The organism is Frankia sp. Hr75.2 (genome assembly GCF_949319125.1).
GTDB lineage: Bacteria > Actinomycetota > Actinomycetes > Frankiales > Frankiaceae > Parafrankia > Parafrankia soli.
Genome location: NZ_CASGGV010000133.1, coordinates 48,540 through 70,836 on the forward strand (window position 1 = coordinate 48,540; position 22,297 = coordinate 70,836).

General features: G+C 72.3%; 15 protein-coding genes. 11 read left to right on the top strand and 4 right to left on the bottom strand.

The genetic code is table 11. The features are described 5' to 3' along the window. Positions 1 to 3,930: an FxSxx-COOH system tetratricopeptide repeat protein gene (fxsT, locus tag AC559T_RS12095; protein WP_498868755.1), complete on the top strand. Its 3,930-nt coding sequence runs from the start codon at positions 1 to 3 to the stop codon at positions 3,928 to 3,930. An 82-nt stretch (positions 3,931 to 4,012) separates the two neighbouring features. On the opposite strand, the gene AC559T_RS12100 is transcribed toward fxsT, so the two are convergent. Beyond that, the gene (locus AC559T_RS12100) at positions 4,013 to 4,189 is read right to left on the bottom strand and encodes an FxSxx-COOH-like cyclophane-containing RiPP peptide (protein WP_498868756.1); all 177 of its coding nucleotides are present in this window, start codon (positions 4,187 to 4,189) and stop codon (positions 4,013 to 4,015) included. 82 nt (positions 4,190 to 4,271) lie between these two features. Beyond that, complete coding sequence (locus AC559T_RS12105; RefSeq protein ID WP_498868757.1) at positions 4,272 to 5,465, bottom strand: glycerate kinase; 1,194 nt, start codon at positions 5,463 to 5,465, stop codon at positions 4,272 to 4,274. A gap of 183 nt (positions 5,466 to 5,648) precedes the next feature. Here AC559T_RS12105 and AC559T_RS12110 point away from each other — a divergent pair, with 183 nt between their 5' ends. Continuing rightward, positions 5,649 to 6,989 (top strand): aspartate aminotransferase family protein, encoded by a 1,341-nt coding sequence (locus tag AC559T_RS12110; protein WP_498868783.1) that lies wholly within the window; start codon positions 5,649 to 5,651, stop codon positions 6,987 to 6,989. Between the two features lie 174 nt (positions 6,990 to 7,163). Here the strand turns inward: AC559T_RS12110 and AC559T_RS12115 are convergent, their stop codons facing one another. Further along, complete coding sequence (locus AC559T_RS12115) at positions 7,164 to 9,422, bottom strand: MMPL family transporter (RefSeq protein WP_498868758.1); 2,259 nt, start codon at positions 9,420 to 9,422, stop codon at positions 7,164 to 7,166. Between the two features lie 216 nt (positions 9,423 to 9,638). On the opposite strand from AC559T_RS12115, the gene AC559T_RS12120 reads away from it, so the two are divergent. The 8 genes from AC559T_RS12120 to shc all read left to right on the top strand — a co-directional run bounded on the left by AC559T_RS12120 (position 9,639) and on the right by shc (position 20,000). Next, on the top strand, positions 9,639 to 10,490 hold the full coding sequence (locus AC559T_RS12120; protein ID WP_255565781.1) for a TetR/AcrR family transcriptional regulator: 852 nt from the start codon (positions 9,639 to 9,641) through the stop codon (positions 10,488 to 10,490). Positions 10,491 to 10,581: 91 nt separating this feature from the next. Continuing rightward, positions 10,582 to 11,112 carry a DUF192 domain-containing protein gene (locus tag AC559T_RS12125; protein WP_498868759.1) on the top strand — a complete coding sequence of 177 codons (531 nt, stop codon included), beginning with the start codon at positions 10,582 to 10,584 and terminating at the stop codon, positions 11,110 to 11,112. 512 nt (positions 11,113 to 11,624) lie between these two features. Next, complete coding sequence (locus AC559T_RS12130; protein WP_083390780.1) at positions 11,625 to 12,353, top strand: SDR family NAD(P)-dependent oxidoreductase; 729 nt, start codon at positions 11,625 to 11,627, stop codon at positions 12,351 to 12,353. Between the two features lie 689 nt (positions 12,354 to 13,042). Further along, a complete protein-coding gene (hpnC, locus tag AC559T_RS12135) occupies positions 13,043 to 14,179 on the top strand; it encodes a squalene synthase HpnC (RefSeq protein WP_498868760.1) in 1,137 nt (378 codons plus the stop codon). Beyond that, complete coding sequence (gene hpnD / locus AC559T_RS12140) at positions 14,176 to 15,078, top strand: presqualene diphosphate synthase HpnD (RefSeq protein ID WP_020463168.1); 903 nt, start codon at positions 14,176 to 14,178, stop codon at positions 15,076 to 15,078. The genes hpnC and hpnD overlap by 4 nt, the downstream gene beginning before the upstream one ends. Beyond that, positions 15,075 to 16,763, top strand: a complete 1,689-nt coding sequence (hpnE, locus tag AC559T_RS12145; RefSeq protein WP_498868761.1) for a hydroxysqualene dehydroxylase HpnE — start codon at positions 15,075 to 15,077, stop codon at positions 16,761 to 16,763. The genes hpnD and hpnE overlap by 4 nt, the downstream gene beginning before the upstream one ends. After that, complete coding sequence (locus tag AC559T_RS12150) at positions 16,760 to 17,776, top strand: polyprenyl synthetase family protein (protein ID WP_020463166.1); 1,017 nt, start codon at positions 16,760 to 16,762, stop codon at positions 17,774 to 17,776. Before hpnE ends, AC559T_RS12150 begins: the two co-directional genes overlap by 4 nt. Before the next feature lie 85 nt (positions 17,777 to 17,861). Next, positions 17,862 to 20,000, top strand: a complete 2,139-nt coding sequence (gene shc / locus AC559T_RS12155; protein WP_498868762.1) for a squalene--hopene cyclase — start codon at positions 17,862 to 17,864, stop codon at positions 19,998 to 20,000. Here the strand turns inward: shc and AC559T_RS12160 are convergent. Next, a complete protein-coding gene (locus AC559T_RS12160) occupies positions 19,978 to 20,460 on the bottom strand; it encodes a hypothetical protein (protein ID WP_498868763.1) in 483 nt (160 codons plus the stop codon). The two genes, shc and AC559T_RS12160, sit on opposite strands and share 23 nt — an antisense overlap. On the opposite strand from AC559T_RS12160, the gene ispH reads away from it, so the two are divergent. Continuing rightward, entirely contained in the window at positions 20,420 to 21,985 is a 1,566-nt protein-coding gene (gene ispH, locus AC559T_RS12165; protein ID WP_498868764.1) for a 4-hydroxy-3-methylbut-2-enyl diphosphate reductase, read from the top strand. The two genes, AC559T_RS12160 and ispH, sit on opposite strands and share 41 nt — an antisense overlap. The last annotated feature ends 312 nt before the right edge of the window (positions 21,986 to 22,297 follow it).

The window sequence follows — 22,297 nt, forward strand, 5'->3', positions numbered from 1 at the left end:
ATGTCGGTGTCTGGTACGGATTTCGGAACCGTCGTCACCTTCTACTCCTACAAGGGTGGCACCGGCCGCTCCATGGCGCTCGCCAACACTGCCTGGCTGCTGGCGAGCAGCGGCTGCCGGGTGCTGGTCGTGGACTGGGACCTGGAGGCTCCCGGCCTCCATCGTTACTTCCATCCCTTCCTCCACGATCCCGACCTCCGGTCGACTCCCGGGATCATGGACATGATCTGGGAGTTCACGGTGACAGTCATGTCGCCGCAGGGGCCGAACGACGACGACTGGTTCAGTCGGTCGACCGCGATCACCCCGTACGCGGCGTCGCTGAACTGGCCTTTTCCTGACGGCGGAACTGTGGACTTCGTCTGTTCCGGTCGGCACGACGCCGCCTACGCCCAGCGGGTCGGCACCTTCGACTGGAACGCCTTCTACGCGGACAAGGGCGGCGGGGACTTCGTCGACGCGCTTCGCCAGGACATGAGGTCGTCCTACGAGTGGATCCTGATCGACAGCCGCACCGGGCTGAGTGACACGGCCGGAATCTGCACCGTCCAGCTGCCCGACATCGTGGTCAACTGTTTCACCCTCAGCACACAGAGCATCGAGGGTGCGGTCGCCGTCTCCCGCTCCATTGCGGCGCACAAGGAGGGGCGCGAGATTCTTCAGCTGCCGGTCCCGATGCGGGTCGAAGACGGCGAGCAGCGAAAACTCGAGCTCGGTCGTGATGTCGCGCGGGTGGCATTCGATCCTTTCCTGCGCGACTTCGATGAACGTACGAAAGAGCATTACTGGGGTGACGTCGAGATCCCCTACAAGCCCTATTACGCGTATGAGGAGATCCTCGCCGTCTTCGGGGACCGGCCGCTCCAGGAGGGCACCCTGCTGGCCGCGTACGAGCGACTGGCGTCCTACCTGACTGACGGCGTGGTCGCCGCGCTTCCCCCGCAGGACGAGTCCCGGCGCCGGAGCACTCTCGCGGTTTTCGAGCGTTCGAGGGTGTCGATCCCGACTGACATGGTCGTCAGCCACGCCTCGACCGACCGCCCCTGGGCGGAGTGGGTCGCCGCCGAGCTCGAGACGGCCGGGTTCCAGGTGATCCTTGAACAGATCGGTCAGCCCGGGGCCGGTTGGAAGGACGGCACGGAGCCGGAGCCGATCCGGCGCATGGTGGCGATCGTGTCGGCCGCCTACCTCCATTCGGCCGAGGCGATGGAACGGTGGCGGCGCAGCCTGACCTTCGATCCGGACGGGGCCCAGCGCCTGCTCGTCCCGGTCCGGGTCGAGGAGGTCCGCCTGCCGCCGGAGGGCGCCGCGCGTGACCACGCGGATCTCGTGGGGCTTGCCGAGGCGCCGGCCCGCCGAGCCCTGGTGACCGCGGCCGGTCGTCCGTCCCGCCTGGCGGTCACCACCCGAACGCGGCCGGCGGACGCGACCGATGTCCGCTATCCCGGCTCCCCCCCGGCAGTCTGGGAGGGGGTGCCCGCGCGGAACCCGATGTTCGTCGGCCGGGACGCGCTGCTGATGGACATGCGGAACCGTTTCGTGGGTGCCGACAAGCCCGCGGCCCACACCCTGGTCCTGCAGGGGCTCGCCGGCGTGGGCAAGACCCAGGTCGCCGCCGAGTACGTCTTCCGCTTCGGTTCCACCTACGACCTCGTCTGCTGGATCGGATGCGATCAGGCGGCGCTGGCGCGCAGTGACATGACCCGACTCGCCCACACCCTCGGCCTGCCCGTCCGGCAGGGGCGGGATCCGGTGGACAGCCTGGTCGATGCCCTGCGCAAGGGAGTGCCGTACCGGCGCTGGCTCCTCGTGTTCGACAACGCGGACACCCCGGACGAGATCCTCCCCCTGATTCCGAACGGCTCCGGGCATGTGGTCGTTACGTCCCGTAACCAGCGCTGGCGAGGTCGGCAGTCCCCGGTGGAGATTGACGTGTTCAACCGGGACGAAAGCATCGAGCTGCTCCAGCGGAGCTCGCCGGCGCTGACGACCGAGGTCGCGACCCGGCTCGCCGAGGCGCTGGGCGACCTTCCCCTCGCGCTCGAGCACGCCGGCGCCTGGCATGCGGAGACCGGGATGCCGGCGGAGCGCTACCTGCAGCTGCTTGAGAGCAGCCCGGGCCCGCTGCTGCTTGAGGGTGAGGTCCCGACCTACCCTCGGCCGGTAGCCATGACCTGGCTGCTGTCGATGGAGCGGCTGCGTTCCCGCGCCCCCACGTCGGCCCGGCTGGCACAGCTCTGCGCCTTCTTCGGGCCGGAACCGATCAGCCTCGAGCTGTTCGCGGGGGACGGCCTGGCCGTTCTCGCCGACGTCACGGACCAGACGCTGCGGGACGACCTCACGCTGGCCGAGGCCGTGCGGCAGATCAGCGAGCACGCGCTCGCGCGGGTGAACTCCACCGACCGAAGCCTGATGATGCATCGCCTCGTGCAGACCGCGATACGCGACGAGCTGACCCCCACCGAACGGGCCGGCGTCCGGGCCCGGGTGTACGCGATCCTCGCGGCCGCCGATCCGGGGAACCCGGACGATCCCGAGCACTGGAAGCGCTACGCCCTGATCCGCCCGCACCTGGAACCCACCCGGGCGCCGACCGCTCGCGGCGAGGACGTCTCCCGCCTCATCCGTAACCAGGTGCGATGTCTGTACCTGCAGCGTGATCACAGCGGTTGCCGTGATCTCGCGAGCAGGACGCTCGTCCTGTGGCGAGAGCGCTTCGGGGACGACGACGAGCGCACGCTGGAACTCGCCCTGGACCTGGCGGACAGCCACCGGGCGCTCGGCGACGCCGAACAGGCCCGGGTGCTCGACCTCCGCGCGCGGGAGCGGCTGATCCTCCTCCTCGGCCCCAACCATCCGCTCAGCCTGCGCGCCGCGATGGCGCTGGGCGGTGACTACCGCGGCGTCGGGGACTACGAGACGGCCCGGATGCTCGATGAGGACACCTACGCCCGCTACCGGGAGACAGCCGGGCTCGACAACGCGGAGACGCTTGACGCCGCGAACAACCTGGCCGTGTCTCTGCGTTTCCTGGGTGATTTCAAGCTGGCGCTCGAGATGAGCGAGGAGGTCTACGAGCGCCACCGCAGGCTCATGGGGGACTACGACGTCCCGGCGCTCCTGTACCTGGAGAGTTATGCCCGGGACCTTCGAGAGAACGGGAGGTACCCGGCCTCGCTGGCACTCCTTGAAGGCGCGCTCGAATGGTCTCGCGAGGCGCTGGGCGACGATCACCTGGACCGGCTGCGGACAATGTCGAACTACGCCGTGTCGCTCCGTTGGGCCGGCCACCCAGGCCGCGCTCGGGAGATCGCGGAGGATGCGCACGCGAGGTGCCGTGCCCACGCTGACCCCGGGCAGCCAGAGGCGCTTGCCGTCGCGACCTGCCTGGTCGGCGTCCTCCTACAGGTCGGCGAGATCGCGGCCGCGCGGCGGCTGGCGGATGAGACCCACCGGCGGGCCCGGTCCAGACTGGGCGACCGGAACATCTACACGCTGGCCGCTGCGAACAGCCTGGTAATGGCCAGCCGTCGGTGCGGGGAAGGGGCGGTCGCCGAGGCGCTGGGTCAGCAGACGCTGGACGGCCTGCGATCGTCGCTTTCGGCCACGCACCCCTACACGATCTTCTGCTCGATGAATGTGGCGAACTGCCATGCCGACGCCGGGCGGATCGCCGCCGCCCGCGAACTCGACCAGGAGGCGTGGAACGTCCTGCAGGCCAAGCTGGGGGAGGACCATCCGGTGGCGCTGATCGCCGCGGTGAATCTAACGGCGGACGAGCAGCGAAGCGGGGATGCCGAGAACGTGCGGGCCCAGCGGTCTGGCCTGCTTCGTCAGCTCGGGGAGAGACTGGGCGCGGAGCATCCCGTCGTCGTGGTGCTCCGGCAGGGCAGGAGGGTCGACCTAGACATCGACCCTCCTCCCTCGTGAGCGCCTTCCCGGATCACGGGGACGCGGAGAAGACATCCTGACCCCTGCCGGGGAACGGATCGTGACCGCCCGCTGCACGGGCCTACACCTGGGCGCTCGAGGAGAATCCGGCCCAGGACTTGTCCGGACCGACCGCCTCCTTCCGGAGTCGTTCGGTGGCACGGGTGAGGGCTGGGATCTCGAGACTGTCGAGAGCGTCTAGATCAAGACCGCAGAGGTCGGGCAGTGCCGACTCGATCTCGATCGGTCCGTCGCCCATGTCTTGCTCGCTTCCGTCCGTTCCGGCTCGAATCACGTGGATACCGCGCCTGGTCCGGGGGTCCCCTGCGCCAGAACGAAGCCTACGGCTGCCGGATTACCGCTCTCGTCACGCCGTCCGAGTTACGCCGAGCGAGGAGAACGCCCGCCTGCTCCAGCCAATGGACGGGATGAGCCATCGCCGCGGCCTTCCCGCCGGCGAGGTCGGCGAGCGCGAGTGCGTCACCGCCCGCCGGCGGGCGGGCGGCGATCTGACCAGCGACCACCACTAGGGGCAGCCTGGCGCCGGCTGCCAATGCAGACACCGCGCCGACCACCTTCCCGGCCAGGGACGTGTGGTCGAAACGACCCTCGCCGGTGATCAGCAGGTCCGCGCCGGCAAGGGCGGCCGGCAGCCCGGCCTGGTCGGCGATGGTGGCTGCGCCGGGTACCAGCGCAGCGCCCAGGGCGGCCGCGAGCCCGTAGGCGGTGCCGCCCGCCGCGCCGGCGCCGGGCAGCGTGGCGAGGCCCGTCGGCGCGCCAGCCTGCTCCATGATTTCGACCAGCCGGGCCAGGCCCGCGTCAAGGAGGGTGATCTCCGCCGCCCCGGCGCCCTTTTGCGGTCCGAACACGGCGGCGGCTCCGGTCGGCCCCAGCAGGGGCGCGTCGACGTCCACCAGGCAGCGGACGCTGTCGGGAGGAACGGCGTGCAGGCCGGTCAGATCCACTGCGGTCAGCGAGCGGAGGCTTCCGCCGCCGGGGGACAGCGGACGGCCGGCGGCGTCGAGGAAGCGGGCGCCGAGCGCGGTCAGCAGGCCGGTCCCGCCGTCCGTGGACGCGGAGCCGCCGAGGGCCACGAGGATGCGGCGGCTGCCCGCGTCGAGGGCGGCGGCGATGGTCTCGCCGAGCCCGACGGTGTGGGCGCCCAGCGGGTCCAGGTCCGCCATGAGGGGAAGGCCGCTCGCCTGGGCCAGCTCGACCACTGCTGTCCCGCCGGGCAGCGCGAGCCACCCGGCGGTCACCCGCCGGCCGTCGGGGCCGGTGACGTCCAGTGTGTTCCTGACGGCTTCCGGGACGGCCGCGGTGAAGACGTCGAGCGTGCCCTCACCGCCGTCGGCGATCGGCACGGTGAGCACGACATCGTCCGGGCGTACCGTGCGCCAGCCTCGGGCCAGCGCGGTCGCCGCCTCCGTGGCTGAGAGCGAGCCCTTGAAGGAGTCGGGCGCGATGACGATCCGCAGCGGGCCGCCGGATGGCGCGGTGGGCGGGCCGGGCACCGCGTCAGGTGAGGAGATCATGACACTCCGGGAAGGGCTTGGACCGATGATCGCCTGCCGTGAGCGGTCCGGCCAGGCGGGGAAGGGCTGGGCCGGGCTGTGCTGGTGGCGGGAAATCGGGCTGGTGGCGGGAAATACTGCCTGGCAGTTGGCGCGGGGGACGGCCGCCGCGAGCCGGGTCGGTCCGCAGACAGGGAGACGATGATGACGCAGGCGAACGCGGCCCACACGGAGAACCGCGAGCACGTGTTCTACTCCTGGGCGGCGCAGGAGACGTCGCACCCCCTCGTGGTCGCGGGGGCCGAGGGGAGCTGGTTCTGGGACGAGGGCGGCAAGCGGTACCTCGACTTCTCCTCCCAGCTGGTGAACGCCAACATCGGTCACCAGCATCCGGCGGTGGTCGAGGCGATCGTGGCGCAGGCCCGGGAGCTGACCACGGTCGGGCCACAGCACGCCCACGCCGTGCGCTCGGAGGCGGCGCGGCTGATCGCCGAGCGCGCTCCCGGCGATCTGGACCAGGTGTTCTTCACCACCGGGGGTGCGGAGGCGACGGAGAACGCCGTGCGGCTGGCCCGGCTCGCCACCGGGCGGAACAAGATCCTCGCCGCCTACCGGTCGTACCACGGTTCGACCGGCGGTTCGATCACGCTGACCGGGGAGCCCCGGCGCTGGGCGAGCGAACCGGGTATCCCCGGTGTGGTGCACTTCTTCGGCCCCTATCCGTACCGTTCGTCGTTCCACGCCGCCGACGCGGCTCAGGAGGGGGAACGGGCGCTCGCGCACCTCGCCGAGGTGATCGAGCTGGAGGGGCCGTCGTCGATCGCCGCGGTGATCCTCGAACCGGTCGTCGGGACGAACGGGATCCTGGTGCCGCCGGACGGGTATCTCGCCGGCGTCCGGGAGCTGTGTGACGCGCACGGGATTCTGCTGATCGCCGACGAGGTTATGTCGGGTTTCGGGCGGTGCGGGGAATGGTTCGCGATCGACCACTGGAATGTGGTGCCTGATCTGATCTGCTTCGCGAAGGGCGTCAACTCGGGTTATGTGCCGCTCGGCGGGGTGATTATCTCCCAGCGGATCGCGGACCTGTTCGCGCGGCGGCCGTATCCCGGCGGGCTGACCTATTCGGGGCATCTGCTCGCGTGCGCGGCGGCGGTGGCGTCCATAAAAGCCTTTGAATCCGAGGATGTTCTCGGTCGGGCCCGCGCGCTCGGGTCCGAGGTCATCGGGCCGCAGCTGGCGAAAATCGCCGAGCGGCATCCCAGTGTGGGTGAGGTGCGCGGGCTCGGGGTGTTCTGGGCGGTCGAGCTAGTCCGTGACCGGGTTACCCGGGAACCGTTGGTTCCGTTCAACGCGACGGGTGCCGCGGCCGCGCCGATGGCGGCTGTGACGGCGGCCTGCCGGGAACGCGGCCTGTGGCCGTTCATCCATTTCAACCGGGTGCATGTGGTGCCGCCGTGCGCCACCGGTCCCGAGGACGTCTCGCTCGGTCTGTCGATCCTGGACGAGGCCCTGACCGTCGCGGACGGCTACTACACCGGGTGACCGGTGCCCGGTGACCGGGGCATCGGTCGGCCGAGGACGGAGGCGGAGCCGGCCGGGCTCTGAACGGCGGATGCCCGGCCTGGTCCGCCTCTGTCGGAGGGCGAACCAGACCGGGCACCGGCTGGGAATCAGGACCACCGAGCCGACTCGGAACCAGCGAGCCGGCTCGACCGCCTAGTGGGCGCGCTCGGGCTCGGTGGCGTCCCGGCCGTCGGCGGGGCCGTGCGGCTGCGCGGGAACGGTGTCACCGACCGCGTCCGCGGGCAGCGGCGTGTGGCGGATCTCCTCGATGTCCTCCGCGGACTCGACGGAGACCCGTGGCAGGACCCGGTCGAGGCCCTTCGGCAGCCACCAGTTCGCACGGCCGAACAGGTGCATGAGGGCCGGCACCAGAACCGTGCGGATGAGGAACGCGTCCAGCAGGATGGCGAGCGCCAGGCCGAGGCCGAACAGCTTGATGACGCGGTCGTCGCCGAGAATGAACGAGGCGAACACCAGGGTCATGATTGCGCCTGCGGCGGAAATGACGCGGCCCGTCTCGGCCTGGCCCAGGGAGACCGCGATGCGGTTGTCCCGCCGGACCGTCCACTCCTCGTGCATGCGGCTGACCAGGAACACCTCGTAGTCCATGGAAAGCCCGAACAGGATCGCGAAGAGCATGACCGGAAGGAACGACTCGATCGGCCCGGGGCTGATGCCGAGCAGGTCCGACAGCCAGCCCCACTGGAACACGGCCACCACGGCGCCGAACGCCGCGCCCACCGCCAGCAGGTTCATCAGCGAGGCCGTCAGCGGAATGAGCAGGCTGCGGAAGACCACGACCAGCAGCAGGAACGCGAGGACCACGACGATCCCGATGAACAGCGGCAGCTTGCTCGACAGCACTCCGGAGAAGTCCTCGAAGACCGCGGTGATGCCGCCGACGTAGACCGGTGAGGCGGCGCCCCCGGTGGCCGCCGGGATGACGTCGTCGCGCAACCGGTCGAGCAGGGTGGCGGTCTCGGCCGCCTGCGGGCTCGTCGTCGGGTAGAGCGTGGCGATCGCGGCGTGGCCGTTCGGGCTCTGGCGCGGCGGGGTCACCGAGGCGACACCCTCCGCCTTGCGGGCCGCCTCGACAGCCTGGTTCATGGTCTGCAGGTCAGCCGGCGAGTTGATTTCGGTGACCAGCATGAACGGGCCGTTGAAGCCGGGGCCGAAGCCGTCGGCGAGCAGGTCGTAGCCGCGCTTGCTGGTCTTGGTGTCGGCGCCGTTCCCGAGGTCGGACGAGCCGAGCCGCAGCGACAGGAACGGGATCGCGATCAGGACGATCACGCCGGCGCTGAGCACCGCGAGCACCGCCGGGCGGCGCTCCACACCCTTGGCCCACCGCCACCAGAATCCCGAGGGCTGCTCCGGCTCGGGGCCGTGCTCGGCCATCCGGCGCCGCTGCCGGCGGCTGAGCACCTTCGACCCGTAGAAGCCGAGCAGGGCGGGCAGCAGGGTGACCGAGGCGAGCATCGTCATCGCGACGGTCAGGGCCGCGGCGAGGGCGACCCCGTAGAGGAAGGTCACCCCCAGTGCGAACAGGCCCAGCAGCGCGATGCAGACCGTCATGCCGGCGAAGATCACGGCGCGGCCGGAGGTGTTGACCGCGGTGACCGCGGACTCCTCCGGCGTGCGGCCGGCGCGCAGGCCGATGCGGTGGCGGTTCACGATGAACAGCGCGTAGTCGATGCCGACGCCGAGGCCGATCAGCGTCGCGAGCATGGTGCTGAACTCGGCGACGGTCGTCAGGTGCGAGACCTGGACGATGAGGGCCATGCCGACCCCGAGCGCCATGATGGCGGTGATCAGGGGCAGGGTCACCGCGAGCAGGGAGCCGAAGGCGAGGAAGAGGATGACCGCGGCGGCGACGACGCCGATGAGCTCGCTCGCGCTCTGCTGCGGCTGCTCGACGATCGCGACGACCTGCCCGGTGAGCTCGACCTGCAGCGCGCCGGAGTCATAGGAGCGGGCCGTGTCGACCAGGCGCTCGATGTCGTCGAGGGGCAGCTCGTTGCCGGGCAGGTCGAGCGCGACGGTCGCGAAGGCGGTGGTGCCGTCGGGGTTGGTCTGGCCCTCGCCGTCGGCGGTGAACGGGCTGACCACCTCGGCGACGTGGGGCAGGTCGGCGATCTTCGCCAACATCTCCGTCGCCCGGGGCTCGACCGCGGGATCGCTCAGCGCACCGGTGCGGGCGTGCAGCACGATGGACGCGCTGTCGCCGGACTGCGCCGGGAAGTCGCGTTCGAGGATGTCGATGGCCTTCTGGGAGTCGGTCCCAGGCAGGGAGAAGGCGTCCTTGTAGTCGCTGCCCGTCACCCGGCCGAGCGCCGTCAGCCCCACGAGGGCGGCGATCCACAGGAACAGGACGAGCCGGCGGTGCTGGAAGCACCAGCGCGCGAGCGTTGCCACGATTTCCCCTCGGAGATGCTGGTTGTGCCGGTCTGGGCTGGTCTGCCACTCGGCCTACTGATCGGCGGCGGCGTTCGTCGTGGACCTGATCGGGGGGTCTGGCCGCCCGCCAACTTACCGATCGTTCAGTAGGTAGGAGTCAGAGTAACATTCGCGGCTGACTCGTCCTCTGGGGGTGCAGAGCTGGTGGTCGCTGGGCACGTGCGTCCGCAGGGGGTGGACACTCGAGCGCGGATCCTGTCGGCCGCTGTGGAGCTCTTCGCGGAACGAGGGTATGCGGGCACCTCGGTCCGCGACATCTCTGAGCGACTCGGAGTGACGAAGGCCGCGCTTTACTACCACTTCTCGTCCAAGGAAACGATCCTTGACGCGCTGATCTCCCCGTTCGTCTCCAGGTTGGAGCAACTGGTCGAGCTCGCCCGCCAGGATCCGGCACCGCCGCCGCGGGCGATCCTCGAGGGCATGGTCGCCCTGCTGGTGGAGACCGGGGGAGTGCTCTGCGCCTTCGCGAACGATCCGTCGGTGCTGCACCGGCGAATCGGAAAGGACGACATCACCTCCCAGCAGGAGGTGATCGTCCGGGCGATCGCCGGGCCGGATCCCACCCCGGCTCGGATGCTGCGGGCCCGCTGCGCGCTCGGGTGCATCCAGAGCGGTGTCCTCGGCACCGCCGTCGAGCGGGTCCGGGGCGCCGCGGGCGGGCCCGAGGCCGCCGGTGCCGGGCGTGCCACCAGCGTCACCACCACCGGCGTGGGGATCGCGCGTGGCATCCGGGCCCTGAGCAGCTTTACTGGATGCGGCGGCGCGGCTGTTCCGGACGGCGCGGCGGACCCGGCATCGCAGCCGGGCACTCCCGCGGCGGACGGCATCCAGACAGTCGGCGACGCCCGCTCGGTGCGCACCGCGACTGACACCCGTGCACGAGACAGGGGTGTCCGCGCTCCGGGCGGCGTCGGTGCGCTGTCCCCACTCGCGCCGCTGCTGCCGACAGAACTTCAGCGTGTGATCGTGGAGGCTGCTCTTGCCGCGCTCGGATCCGAGCAGCCCGTGGACCCGCCCGCGCGGTGACGGGAGGCGGGACGACGCGCCCGGAGGGCACGTCGTCCCCCCGCGTCACAACCCCGACGGGCCGTCGGCCGGCGGGACGTCGGCTGGCCGGATGTCGGCCGGACGACAGGCGGCCGGTGTGCTGGCGGTGGTCGCCCTGGCGGCCTCCGTGGCGGCGTGCGCCGGGCTCACGGGTGCCGGGAGCGTGCCGGTGCCCGAGCCCCCCGGGGTGGCTGCCCGGAACGCGGCGGGCGCGGGAGCACCGGAGGCGGTCACCGAGACCGTCACCGTGCGGGTTCGCGACCGGACGGTCACGGCAGAAGTCGCCGACAGTGACGACGAGCGGCGCCGTGGCCTGATGTATCGAACCTGGCTTCCGCCCGACCACGGCATGATCTTTGATTTTGGCGGTGAGACGACGTCCGGCTTCTACATGTTCCGGACGTTGCTGCCTCTTTCGATCATGTTTGTCCGAGACGGTAGGGTTGTCAGCGTGCGGGAGATGACGCCGTGTTCGGGCGACGATCCGTCGGCCTGCCCGGTCTACTACCCGGGCGGGGCATACACACACGCAGTGGAGGCACCGGCACACACCTTCGCCGGAGTCGCCATCGGTGATCCGGTGGCGATCGGTTCGGACTGACGGCAGGGTGTAGCCGATGGTCGGCAGATGTGGTGGCTCCCGCGGGCGTGAGCTACGTCTCGATGTCCGGTAGATGTCAATGCTGTGTCATTCCACGCCGAAAACCAGGGTGGAATTGACTGGTGGCTTCGGTGAGGTGAATCCGCATCTGGTCTGCCGCTGGTCTCAGGAATGTGTGGTAAGGGAGCAAGGTCCGATGTCGTCCATCTGACGATGGACGACCCGGCCTCGGGACGATGAAATGGTGGAGCCGCTCGAAGCGAGCCGGCGGTGGGCGGGAGCGCAGGTCTGATCCCGTCACACGTGGAACGCCGATGGTGGAGGGCGACATAAACGGAAGCAGTAGGTGACGTGAAACCTGTGCCGGAACGGGACCACGGGGGGGACCGTGTGACCCGAGGTGGTGGGCCGTGAACACCCGGCCCCGCGCAGCTGCCCGCGAGGGGGGCCTGACCGTCGTGTCCAGCGGTGCGCGATCCGCCTCGCCGGGGGGATGGCCGCCACGGACAGCCGTGGTGACCGGAGCCAGCTCCGGCATCGGCCGGGAGGCGGCGCTCCTGCTCGCCGACCAGAACTGCCGATCGCTCCTGGTCGGGCGGAACGGCCCGGCCCTGGACGAGGTGGCGGCCGCTACGCAGGGCCATCGGATCGCCGTGGACCTCGCACGTCCCGGCTCCGAGGTCACGGTGGCCTCCCGCGCCGCGGAGCTGCTCGGCGACGTGGACCTGGTGATCTGCTCGGCGGGCCTGGGGGCCGCGGGGCCGTTCGACGTGATGCCCCCGTCCGCCATCAATGATCTCGTCGCCGTGAACATCCTGGCCCCGATGATGCTGGTCCGGGCGATGCTGCCGGCGATGCTCGACCGCGGGGAGGGGCGAATCCTCCTGGTCGGCAGTGTCGCCGGTGCGCTCGGCGTGCGGGGTGAGGTCGTGTACTCGGCGACGAAGGCGGCGATGATCGGCTTCGCTGATGCGCTTCGCTCCGAAGTATCCGGACGTGGCATCAGCGTGACGTTGTGTTTACCGGGAGTGGTCGACACCCCCTTCTTCCACCGGCGTGGCGCACCGTATGTGCGCCGGTGGCCGCGTCCCATCCCGGCCGGTCTGGTGGCGCAGCGCATGATCGCTGCCGCCGGTCGGGGAGACGCCGAAGTATGGGTGCCACGGTGGTTGTCCGCGGCCGCGCGCGTGCACGGCGCGGCTCCTTCTCTGTACCGCCGCCTGGCCGGTGTCTTCGGATGAGCCCGAGGCCGGCCCGGGAGGTGAGTGAGCAGGTCGACTACTGAGTCGCCGCCGGTGGCACCCCCATCGGCGGCGAGGCGGCAGCCGCGGCGCGGCCCGTCGCCGCCGTCTCACCGGCGGCGGGGGCGGGTCCGTCCGCGGACCGGGAGGTGTGCCCGTTGCCCCGGGCACCCGACTCCGGGAATGCCGCCCGCCGCGCCCCTGACCATGGCGTGCTCTGCCCGGGTGGACCACCGCTCGGGTTCGCGCTCCGCCTGACCGACATGCTGACCAGGTCGCCGTCGAACACAACCTGGGAGGTCCCCGGAGGTGCCTGTCGAGTGGCTCGTCGCGTCGTCACCTGATCGAGTGGGTGCGTCGGCGGCGGGGAGCCGGCGGCGGGATCCGGAGCGGAGCCGGGATGGGCCACCGAACCGGGTGACCCGGTCACGCTACCGAGACCGGACTCCGTCACAACGACCGGGCTCCGCCATCGGGACCGGGCCTTCTCCGGCCCTCGCGGCGGCAACCCGGCCGGTGCCCATCCGGCCGGTGCCCGCCCGGTCACCGGAGGCGGCTGGCGGCGACACGGCGCGTACCGGCGGCAGCACGCGCCATGACCGGCACGTGCCACCACCGCACGGACGACGCACACGACGCACACCGCACCGCGCACCCGGAGCGCAGACCGCCACGTTAAGGAGAGGCGTATGACCGCAATCGACGCCCGAACCGGCCCACCGCGACCGTCTGCCCACCCCGGCACGACCGACCTCACCACGCCCACCGAGCAGGTGTTGCTGGCCGCGCCCGCCGAGAACTTCCCGGTCGCCTCGCGGCTGCTGCCCGCCGCGACCCGGGATCACCTCAACGCGCTGTACGTCTTCGGACGTCTCGTTGACGACATCGGTGACGAGGCCCCCGGCGACCGTCTGGCGCTGCTCGACGAGCTTGCCGCCGACCTTGAGCTGATCTGGTCGGGCGGCGAGCCGAAGCTGCCCGTCCACCGTCGGCTCGCGCACACCGTGCGGGCCTGCGACCTGCCGGCCGAGCCGTTCCGGCGGCTCGTGCAGGCCAACCGGCAGGACCAGATCGTCACCAGGTACGACACCTACGAGGACCTCGTGCAGTACTGCACCCTCTCGGCGGATCCGATCGGCCGCATGGTGCTCGGGGTGTTCGGTCTGGCGACTCCGGCGCGGATCGCGCTGTCCGACCGCATCTGCACCGCGCTGCAGCTCGCGGAGCACGTCCAGGACGTCGCCGAGGACCTCGCGGCCGGCCGGATCTACGTGCCGCTGGAGGACCTGGACGCGTTCGGGGTGACCGAGGCCGACCTGGCCGCGCCGGTCGCCTCGCCCGCGGTGCGGCACCTGATGGCCTTCGAAGTGGCCCGGGCCCGGACCTTGCTGGACCAGGGGGCACCGCTGGTGAACCTGGTCGGTGGCCGGCTGCGGCTGGCGATGGCCGGATTCGTGGGGGGCGGCCGGGCCGCGCTCGACGCGATCCGCCGCGCCGACTACGACATGCTCGGCGGCGCGCCCAAGGCCCCCAAGCCCCGGATGGCGGCCTTCGCCGCGGCCGCGTGGGCCCGGTCGCTGGTGCCCGGGCAGGCCGCGGCCGCCCGCGCCGCCGGCACCGCCGCCACCGCTTCAAGCACTACCGCTCCCAGCACTACCGCTCCCGGTGCCGCCGCTGCTGGCGGCACCGGTTCCAGCGGCCCTGTTCCCGGCGGCACCGTTCCCCCCACCGCCACCGCCCCCGGCGGGGGCGCCGCGGTGGCGAGTGCCGTCCCGGCTCCGGCGCCCGCCGGATCCGACGTCGACGTCCCGGAGGGTGCCAGATGAGCGCGGGTGTCCCGGGCAGCTCCACCGTCGCCGAGGCCTACGCCTCCTGCGAGGCGTTGACGCGGGAGGCCGCGCGGAACTTCAGCTACGGCATCCGCCTGCTGCCGGCCGAGAAGCGGGGCGCGCTGTCCGCGGTGTACGCCCTGGCGCGTCGCCTCGACGACATCGGCGACGGCGACCTGCCGGATGAGGAGAAGCTCGCCGGCCTGGAGAAGGTCCGCGCCGACGTCCGCGTGCTGGACATCAACAGCTCCGACCCGGTGATGGTGGCGCTCGCGGACACCGCCCGCCGCTTCCCCGTCCCGATGGAAGCCTTCATCGAGCTCGCCGACGGGGTCGAGAGCGACGTCCACGGGGTCCCCTACGAGACGTTCGACGACATGGTCGGGTACTGCCGGCTGGTGGCGGGCACCATCGGCCGGCTCTCGCTGGGCATCTTCGGCGTGGACGGGTCGGCCGGCGACGCCCGCTCGGCCGAGATCGCCGACGCGCTCGGCGTGGCGCTCCAGCAGACCAACATCCTGCGCGACGTCCGCGAAGATCTCCTCAACGGCCGCATCTACCTGCCCTCGACGGAGTTGGAGAAGGCCGGCGTCACCCTGGTGGTGAGCCCGGCCGGGCGCCTCGGTGGGCCGGAGGACGCACTGGTGGACTACCTGCGCGACTGCGCCGCGCGCGCCGACGAGTGGTACACACGGGGCCTGGCGCTGCTCGGCCTGCTCGACCGGCGCAGCGCCGCCTGCTGCGGTGCCATGGCCGGGATCTACCTGCGCCTGAACCGGCGCATCCGGCAGGACCCCACCGCGGTCCTGGAACGCCGGCTGTCACTGCCGGGCTGGGAGAAGGCGGTCGTGGCCGCCCGCAGCCTCGCCGGCAGATCGGAGGCGAGAGCGGCATGAGCGCCGGGGGGGACACACGGCCGGGTCACCGGCCGGGAGATCGGGCCGGGACCGGTGCGGCGGCGCGGGGACGGCGGGTGGTCGTCGTCGGCGGCGGCCTCGCTGGTATCGCCGCCGCGCTGGTCGCGGCGGACGAGGGCGCCGAGGCGGTGCTGCTGGAGGCCCGGCCGCGTCTGGGCGGGGCGACGACCTCGTTCCAGCGCAAGTTCCAGGACGGCACGCTGTGGATCGACACCGGTCAGCACGTGTTCATGCGGTGCTGCACCGCCTACCGCGGGCTGCTGGCCCGGCTGGGGGTGACGCACCTCACCACGCTGCAGCCGCGGCTGGACGTCGAGGTGCTGATCGCCGGCTCGCTGACCCGGACCAGGCTGCGCCGGACCAGGGTGCCGTTGCCGGCTCCGCTGCACCTCGCCCCGGCCCTGCTGGGGTATCGGGCGATCCCGCCCGCCGACCGGATCCGCGCGGCGCTGGCGGCCTTCCGTATCGGCCGCCTCGACCAGCGCGACCCCTCGGTGGACGGCGACTCCTTCGGCGGCTGGCTCGGTCGGCACGGCCAGAGCGCCGCGGCCACCGAGGCCCTCTGGGAGCTGCTGACCGTCGCGACCCTCAACGCGCCGGCGTCCGAGGCTTCACTCGGCCTGGCCGCCAAGGTGGTCCGCACCGGCCTGCTCGACGGGGCCGATGCGGGTGACCTGGGCTGGCCCGAGGCCCCGTTGCAGCAACTGCACGGCGACGCGGCGGTGCGGGCACTGGAGGCGGTGGGCGGCACGGTCCGCACGGCGACCAAGGCCCGGGCCATCACCCGGTCGGCAGCCGGCTGGGAGGTCACTCTGGACGGCGGCGAGGTCCTGGTCGCGGACGGGGTGGTGCTGGCGGTTCCGCCGCCGGCCGCCGCCGGCCTGCTGCCCGAGGGCTCCGGCGTCGACCCGGCGAAGCTGCGCGAGCTCGGCGTCTCGCCCATCATCAACGTGCACATGATCTTCGATCGGCCGGTGCTCGACGGTCCGATGCTCGCGGTCGTCGGCTCGTCCATCCAGTGGATCTTCGACCGGACGGTCTCCTCCGGCCTGGCCGAGGTGGGCCCGCCCGGGGCGCAGTACCTTGCGCTGTCGCAGTCGGCGGCGGAGGAATGGGTCGACCAGCCCGCGAACGACCTGCGAAAGCTGTTCGTCGAGGAGATGCGTCGGTTGTTCCCGGCCGCCCGGGCCGCCGAGCTGCTCGAGGTGTTCGTGACCAGGGAGCGCACCGCGACCTTCCGGCAGGCGCCCGGTTCGCTCGGGTTGCGCCCGGGTCAGGCGACCAGCCTGCCCGGGTTCGCGCTGGCCGGCACGTGGACGGACACCGGGTGGCCGGCGACCATGGAAGGCGCTGTGCGTAGCGGGATCGCTGCGGCCCGTGAGACGCTCGCAGGCATGGGGGTAGCTGGAAGCGCACTGTCTGTGGTCGGTCACGGTCCGCCCGGGCAACGCGGCGAGTCGCGCGGCGAGGCACCGACCCGTTCTGGGGACATCGAAGGTCTCACCCCGGCCTCCGCCGTCGCGACGGAGGCAGGCACCGTGGACGTGCGGACGGTCAGCGCCGCGGCGACAGCGGCTGAACCGGCGGCGCCACACACAGCGACGCCACACACAGCGACGGCCCAGACAGAGACGTCTAAGTCCACGGGGGGATTCCCGGTATGACCACAACGGTTCCGGAAGCGATCGAGCGCGGGCGCGCCCTGGCGGTGCCCGCGCTGCGCGCCACGGTGGACCGGCTCCACCCCCGGCTGCGCCACGTCGTCGCCTACCACCGCGGCTGGGTGGACGCGGCCGGTGAGCCGGTGCCCGGCAACGGCGGCAAGCTCGTCCGGCCCGCGCTCGCCCTGCTCTCCGCCGAGGCGGCCGGCGCCCCGGCCGAGGTCGGCCTGCCGGCCGCGGTCGCGGTCGAGCTGGTGCACGACTTCTCGCTGCTGCACGACGACCTGATGGACGGCGACCGCGAGCGCCGCCACCGGGCCACCGCCTGGACGGTCTTCGGCGCCGACGGAGCCATCCTCGCCGGCGACGCGCTGCTCGGCCTCGCCACCCAGGTCCTGCTCGAGGTCGAGGGAGAGCCCGGCCGCCGCGCCGCGGTGATCCTCGGCGCCGGCGTCCAGGACCTGGTCCGCGGGCAGGCCGAGGACCTCCTCTTCGAGAGCCGCTCGGACGTCTCGGTGGCCGAGACGCTGCACATGGAGGACGGCAAGACCGGTGCCCTGCTGGCCTGCTCGGCCTCCCTCGGCGCGGTCCTCGCCGGCGCGCCCGACGAGGTGGTCGACGGCCTCGCCGAGTACGGCTCGCGGCTGGGCACCGCCTTCCAGCTCATCGACGACCTGCTCGGCATCTGGGGCGACCCGGCGGTGACCGGCAAGCCGGTGCTCAACGACCTGCGCTCGCGGAAGAAGTCGGTGCCGGTGGTCGTCGCGCTCGAGGCGGGCGGAGACGACGCCGACGAGCTGCGGGCCTTCCTCACCGAGGAGGGTGAGGCCTCCGAGGACGACCTGCACCGCATCGCGGCCCTGGTCGAGCGGGCCGGTGGCCGCGACTGGACCACGGCCGAGGCGGACCGCCAGCTCAAGGCGTGTGAGAACGCGCTGCGTTCGATCTCGATCCCGGCGTCGGCCGAGGCGGAGCTGCTGGCGATGGCGCGGTTCGTGACCGAACGAGATCGCTGAGGGGGAGCGAGGTGGCAGTACCCGCCCGCCGGTCGCCCGGCGGTCATCCGCACGACCAGTACATATACGACGAGGGGAGTCGTCGATGAGCCTGACCTCGGACCAGTCCTCGGCTGCCCCGACGGCCGCGGCGCAGAGCCCGAAGATCCCGAACCCGTCGGTGGCACGGCCGTCGGTGGACGCCGGGTCCTTCGAGACCGCCGGCGCAGTGCGAACCGACTCGCTGTCGATCGACTCGGTGTCGACCGGCACGGGGTCGACCGGCACGCCGGTCGACCCGGTGGTGGGCGCGATGCGCCGTGGCCGCGACCATCTGCTCTCCCTGCAGGCTGAGGAGGGCTGGTGGAAGGGCGAGCTGGAGACCAACGTCACCATGGACGCCGAGGACCTCATGCTTCGGCAGTTCCTCGGCATCCTGACCCCGTCGACGGCCACTGAGACCGGACGCTGGATCCGTTCCCAACAGCTCTCCGACGGCGGCTGGGCCACCTTCTACGGCGGCCCGTCCGACCTTTCGACCACCATCGAGGCCTACGTCGCGCTGCGGCTCGCCGGGGACGACCCGGACGCCCCGCACATGCGCTCCGCCGCCGAGTGGGTGCGCTCCGCGGGCGGCATCGCCGCGTCCCGGGTGTTCACCCGGATCTGGCTGGCGCTGTTCGGCGAGTGGTCCTGGGACGACGTCCCGGTGCTGCCGGCGGAGATGACCTTCCTTCCGCCGTGGTTCCCGCTGAACATCTACGACTTCGCCTGCTGGGCTCGCCAGACCGTGGTGGCGCTGACGATCGTCGGTTCGCTGCGGCCGGTGCGTTCGTTCGGGTTCACCCTGGACGAGCTGCGAGTCCCGGCGCCCAAGGCGGCCAGGGCGCCGCTGCGGAGCTGGGCCGGTGCGTTCGAGCGGCTCGACTCCGTGCTGCACCGCTACGAGAAGCGGCCCTTCCAGCCGCTGCGCCGGCTCGCGCTGCGCCGCGCCGCCGAATGGGTGATCGCCCGCCAGGAGGCGGACGGCTGCTGGGGTGGCATCCAGCCGCCGATGGTCTACTCGATCATGGCCCTGCACCTCATGGGCTACCCCCTGAACCACCCGGTGATCTCGATGGCGTTCCGCGCCCTCGACCGGTTCACGATCCGTGAGGAGACACCGGAGGGCACGGTGCGCCGTATCGAGGCGTGCCAGTCGCCGGTCTGGGACACGGCGCTGGCCGTCGTCGCGCTCGCGGACGCCGGTCTGGGCGGTGACCACCCGGCTATGGTCCGGGCCGGTCGCTGGCTCGCCGACGAGGAGGTGCGCGTCGCCGGTGACTGGGCGGTGCGCCGTCCCACCCTCGCGCCGGGCGGCTGGGCGTTCGAGTTCGACAACGACTTCTACCCGGACGTCGACGACACCGCCGAGGTGGTCATCGCCATCCGCCGCCTGCTCGGCGACGGTCACGGCCCGGTGGACCACTCCGACGGCTCCGGCCCCGGCTCGGCCGCGGACCCGGAGCTCGCCGCCCGGCTGCGCGCCGCCGCGGAGCGGGGCGTCGACTGGTCGGTGGGCATGCGCTCGTCGAACGGTGCCTGGGCGGCGTTCGACGCCGACAACGTGCGCACCCTGGTCACGAAGATCCCGTTCTGCGACTTCGGTGAGGTGGTCGACCCACCGTCGGCGGACGTCACCGCGCACATGGTCGAGATGCTCGCCCTGCTGGGTCGCTCCGACCACCCGATCACCCAGCGCGGGGTCCGCTGGCTGCTGGACAACCAGGAGGCCGGCGGGTCGTGGTTCGGCCGCTGGGGCGTGAACCACGTCTACGGCACCGGCGCGGTCGTGCCCGCGCTGATCTCCGCGGGTGTCAGCGCGGAGCACCCGGCGATCGTCTCCTCGATGCACTGGCTCGTCGAGCACCAGACGCCGGAGGGCGGCTGGGGCGAGGACCTGCGCTCCTACCGCGACGACGAGTGGATCGGGCGCGGCGAGCCGACGGCCTCGCAGACCGCCTGGGCGCTGCTGGCGCTGCTGGCCGCCGAACCGGCGTCCGGGACCGCCGAGTGGGAGGCGGTCGAACGCGGCGTGCGCTGGCTCTGCGACACCCAGCGCCCCGACGGCACCTGGGACGAGCCGCAGTTCACCGGCACGGGCTTCCCCTGGGACTTCTCCATCAACTATCACCTGTACCGGCTGGTCTTTCCCGTGACGGCACTCGGTCGGTACGTGACCCTCACCGGCAGGTCGACGTCATGAGCATCCCGGCAGCAGACAACGGGGGCGACGCCGACCACGGCGGTTCGCCCACCGTTACCCCGCGCGACGCCACGGCGCCGAGCCTCGGATCGCCGGGCTTCGGCCCGGCCGCCGTGCGGCCCGTCGCGCCCGCGTCGCCCGTCGCGCCCGCGTCGCCGGTCGTGCCTGTGGTACCGGCGGCACCGGTGGTGCCCGCGGGTGCCGCGGTGCCCGCGGCCGCGGTGCCGAGGGCGGCCATCCCCGAGCAGGCCGGCGCGGTGCCGCCGGCCGGCGGGCCGTCGCGGGCCGGTTCGGCGCTGCCGTCGGTCGGGTCGCGGCGGGGGGCGGCTTCGGCCGCGAGCCCGTTGGTGACCCGGGCGGTGCCTGCGGCGGTGAGCCCGGCCCCGAACGGGGCCGTGGCCGCGGCCCGGGTACGCACGGTGAGCGCGAAGGGGTCGCCGGTCCAGCCGGCGCCCCGCACCCCGCGTCTCGTCGTCGCCGCCCCGCTGCGTCTCGAGGGATTCGCGATCGGCCGGGCCGACCTGCCGCCCGGCACCGTGATCGTGCGGACCGGGATGGGCCCGGACAAGGCGCACCGCGCGAACCGCGTGGTCCGCGATGCCCGGCCGGACGCGGTGGCCGTCGTCGGTCTCGCCGGTGGGCTCACCGTCGAGACGAAGCCCGGCGACGTGGTCGTCGCGAGCGAGGTGCGCCTCGCCGACGGCACGGTGACGGGGACCTGCCCGACCGCCCCGCTGCTGGCCGGTGAACTGCGCCGTGCCGGCCTCCGGGTGCACGTCGGACCGGTCGTGTCGGTAGCCCAGGTGGCGGTCGGATCGGCCCGCGCCGAGCTGGCCGCGACCGGTGCCATCGCCGTGGACATGGAGTCCGCCGCCCTCGCCCCCGGTGCTGGCACCCGCCCGTTCGCGGTGATCCGGGTGATCGTGGACACCCCCGACCAGCCGCTGGGCCGGATTGACCTGGTCCGGCGCGGGGTGGCCGGGCTGCGCACGATCAACCAGCTCGGCCCGGCGATCCGCGCGTGGGTGGAGGCGGTCAGCAGCCGTCGGCTGCTCCTCGCCGAGCCGCGCGCCTTCTGCGCCGGGGTCGAGCGCGCCATCGAGGTGGTCGAACGGGCGCTGGAGATCCACGGCGCACCGGTCTACGTCCGCAAGCAGATCGTGCACAACACCCACGTCGTGGCCGACCTGGCCAGCCGCGGCGCGGTCTTCGTCGAGGAGTTGGACGAGGTCCCGCCCGGCGCGACCGTGGTCTTCTCCGCGCACGGGGTCGCCCCCGCGATCTGGGACGAGGCGGGCGAGCGCGACCTGGCGGTCATCGACGCCACCTGCCCGCTGGTGGAGAAGGTGCATGCCGAGGCGCGGCGGTTCACCGCGCGCGGCGACACCGTCCTGCTCATCGGGCACTCCGGCCACGAGGAGGTGGACGGGACGCTCGGCGAGGCACCGGGGCGGATCCAACTGGTCGAGTCCGCCGCCGCGGTCGAGGACCTCGAGGTCGCCGACCCGGAGCGGGTCACCTACCTCATGCAGACCACGCTCGCCGTGGACGAGGCCGAGGAGGTCGTCGACGCGCTGCGCGACCGCTTCCCGGCCGTCGTCGGCCCCGGCTCGGCCGACATCTGCTACGCGACGTCCAACCGGCAGAACGCGGTTCGCCGGGTGGCCGCCGAGGCGGAGCTCGTCCTGGTCGTCGGGTCGGAGAACAGCTCGAACTCGCGCCGGCTGGTCGAGGTCAGCGAGCGGGACGGCGTCGCCGCGCACCTCGTCGAGAGCGTCGAGGACGTCCAGCTCGACTGGCTCAAGGGGGTGCGGACCGTCGGCATCTCCGCCGGGGCCTCCGCGCCGCCGCTGCTCGTCGAGGAGCTGACGGCGGCACTGTCGGGGCTGGGGTCGGCGTCGGTGTCGGTCCGTTCCGTGGGCTCGGAGTCGATCTCCTTCCACCTGCCGAAGGAGGTCCGTCGACCGCTCTCCGAACGGAGATGACGCGCGGTCAGGCAGGCACGCGTCAGTTCCAGCGCCGACGACCCGGGTTCATCCGAACCCGGGCCGTCGGCGGTGTCGGCCTGTTCCTGACATCGGGCGCGCCGTGCGGTCAATTCCTGACACCGCCACGGGGCGGACGGCCCGTTCGGGTATGTGCTCGGCCGCGTACGTGTCGCGTGAATGTCAGCCCGGAGAGTGGACCGCCGGCGCCGGAAGCCACTCATCCGGCGACCCACCGGGAACGGCCCGCCGCCTCCTCCGGGATTAGCGGACCGGGTGCCGGAGTCAATTCGCGCAGGGTGACCAGAGCCC

What these genes read in the sequence shown, in the direction of transcription:
- fxsT (WP_498868755.1), top strand. Translation starts at nt 1, where the DNA reads ATGTCGGTGTCTGGTACGGATTTCGGAACCGTCGTCACCTTCTACTCC.
- AC559T_RS12100 (WP_498868756.1), bottom strand. Translation starts at nt 4,189, where the DNA reads ATGGGCGACGGACCGATCGAGATCGAGTCGGCACTGCCCGACCTCTGC.
- AC559T_RS12105 (WP_498868757.1), bottom strand. Translation starts at nt 5,465, where the DNA reads ATGATCTCCTCACCTGACGCGGTGCCCGGCCCGCCCACCGCGCCATCC.
- AC559T_RS12110 (WP_498868783.1), top strand. Translation starts at nt 5,649, where the DNA reads ATGACGCAGGCGAACGCGGCCCACACGGAGAACCGCGAGCACGTGTTC.
- AC559T_RS12125 (WP_498868759.1), top strand. Translation starts at nt 10,582, where the DNA reads ATGTCGGCCGGACGACAGGCGGCCGGTGTGCTGGCGGTGGTCGCCCTG.
- hpnC (WP_498868760.1), top strand. Translation starts at nt 13,043, where the DNA reads ATGACCGCAATCGACGCCCGAACCGGCCCACCGCGACCGTCTGCCCAC.
- hpnD (WP_020463168.1), top strand. Translation starts at nt 14,176, where the DNA reads ATGAGCGCGGGTGTCCCGGGCAGCTCCACCGTCGCCGAGGCCTACGCC.
- hpnE (WP_498868761.1), top strand. Translation starts at nt 15,075, where the DNA reads ATGAGCGCCGGGGGGGACACACGGCCGGGTCACCGGCCGGGAGATCGG.
- AC559T_RS12150 (WP_020463166.1), top strand. Translation starts at nt 16,760, where the DNA reads ATGACCACAACGGTTCCGGAAGCGATCGAGCGCGGGCGCGCCCTGGCG.
- shc (WP_498868762.1), top strand. Translation starts at nt 17,862, where the DNA reads ATGAGCCTGACCTCGGACCAGTCCTCGGCTGCCCCGACGGCCGCGGCG.